Annotated in this window: 2 protein-coding genes, 1 pseudogene and 1 riboswitch; of the genes and pseudogenes, 1 reads left to right on the forward strand and 2 read right to left on the reverse strand. The window is 66.4% G+C overall.

The features are described 5' to 3' along the window. Window positions 1-422: pseudogene (locus tag WBF82_RS07660) on the reverse strand (GH92 family glycosyl hydrolase); the annotation flags it as partial. A gap of 149 nt (window positions 423-571) precedes the next feature. Further along, window positions 572-683: riboswitch (SAM riboswitch) on the forward strand. 350 nt (window positions 684-1,033) lie between these two features. On the opposite strand from WBF82_RS07660, the gene WBF82_RS07665 reads away from it, so the two are divergent. Then, a complete protein-coding gene (locus WBF82_RS07665) occupies window positions 1,034-1,324 on the forward strand; it encodes a hypothetical protein (protein ID WP_424382455.1) in 291 nt (96 codons plus the stop codon). Window positions 1,325-1,388: 64 nt separating this feature from the next. On the opposite strand, the gene WBF82_RS07670 is transcribed toward WBF82_RS07665, so the two are convergent. Next, window positions 1,389-1,755, reverse strand: a 367-nt coding sequence (locus WBF82_RS07670) for an alpha/beta fold hydrolase (protein WP_424382456.1), incomplete at its 5' end; no start/stop codon positions are given.

A 1,755-nucleotide genomic window follows, 5' to 3' on the forward strand; every position in this document is an offset into this window, starting at 1 on the left:
GCGTAGGAGCCGGGCGCCCCGACCTCGGTGTTGTCGTGGGCGATCTTCTCCCAGGCGCTCCAGGGTTCCGCGCCGATCGGGGGGGTGGTGGGCAGCATCGGGATGTCGCCGAACGCGGGGCAGCCCACCGAGGCGTGGGTCAGGCTGAATCCACGCACGTGGTCGTTGTCGTGGTGGTAGCCGTTGTAGGCGTCGGTGGTGTCCGGCGAATACTGCACCATCCCGAACGGCACGGCGGCGCCGGGGAAGTTGTTGATCTGTCCACCCGTCGCGCTCGACCCGGTGCCGATCAGGGTGTCGACGTAGCGGGCCGGGTCAGTGACGAACGGAGGCTTGTCGGCGCGCGCCGCGAGCGGAGCGCCGGTCAACATCACGCAGCCCACCGCCACCACCAGCGCGGCGAAAGCTCTTCGTGACCGCATCGCTGTCTATCTTGCAGGGTCGCCACGTCCAGGTCTGGATTTGCGCACTAACCGCGGCTCGGATGCGGTAGTCGCCTGTTGCGCAACAGTCCACGCTTGTCAAACAAACAATGGTTGGTTCTGTCGGGGTCCTCTCTTATCCTGGAATCGCTCACGAGCGGACGGCTGTTCGGGTACCTGGCCCGCCGTCCCGGCAACCGCGCCTCCACTGCACGGTGCCCCAGGGGAAGAGCCGGCACGCGACGCGTGCAAGTGGTGGACGCCCGAGGGCGGCGTCGCCTGAAGGGCGAACAATGAACGACAGGAAACTGAGTGCAGCCGATAGTGCACTGCGCCAACGCATCACACAGTTGTCGGTCCATATCCCGTGTGGTGGACTCCGCGGCCCGCGAGGGGCGAGGTGGCAATCCTGCCGGGACGAGGACTCTCCCGAGAAGTGGGAGGGGTGCGACGTCTCGCACGAAACAGACCTGTGCATCATCTGCTTCAAAGGAACGGCCGGTGGCACGAGCCGCTGGTCATGGCTCGCGTGCAAGGACTGCCTCGCGGTCAACAACGCACTCGAGTCGGCATGGGGTTATCGGCCGTTGGCGCTCGGCCGACACAGCCTTATGAACGGAATCGGCGTCCGCGGTGACGCTCCGCCCGAGGTTCAGGAGCGACAGCTCGCCCGGCTCGTGGAGTTCGCGCGCGGCGACCGCCTGCGCGAGTGGCGCATACAGGAGTACCGGCGGTTGGCCGATGTATTCGATCCGCTGTCCGACGTGCCGCTGACGGTTTGGCAGGCACGGCACATCCCTAGCCGTCTCGCATCGGTGGACGCCTTCGAGCGGCTGCTGGGAACAACCCTGCCCGAGCGGACGCGGTCGATGCGCGACGGAACCCACAATTCGTCTCCGTAAGACACCAGATTCGGTGGCCGACCCGCGCAACCATCTGGCTGAACGGCAGCAGCGGCGGAAGGCGCTATTTCACGTCTTCGGCGTTCCCCGAAAAGGACCTCAGTTGTGGGCTGCCCACATCCCGGCGGTCGCTGGTCGCGATGAAGTCCTCGATCAGCTCGACCACCTCGTTAGGGGCCTCCACTTGCGCGAAGTGGCCGACATGGGGCAGCAGCTCGAGCCTGGCGTCGGTGCGCGCTTCGTGCGCGGCGTGCGCGTGGTGAACGGGAATGATGTTGTCCCGCTCGCCCCAGATCGCCATTACCGGTAGGTCGGTGCGCAGCCCCAGCCGGTTCAAGGCGCTGACCGCCTGCCCGCGGTAATCGACCACAGAGCGCAAGGTCTTCAGGAACGACTGCCGCGTCTCTGGGTCTGACAGCGACGAGTAGGCG

Origin of the sequence: Mycobacterium sp. (genome assembly GCF_049673265.1) — a bacterium.
Taxonomy (GTDB): Bacteria; Actinomycetota; Actinomycetes; order Mycobacteriales; family Mycobacteriaceae; genus Mycobacterium.

Coding starts and splice junctions, on each gene's coding strand:
- WBF82_RS07665 (WP_424382455.1), top strand. CDS start 1,034: ATGAACGGAATCGGCGTCCGCGGTGACGCTCCGCCCGAGGTTCAGGAG.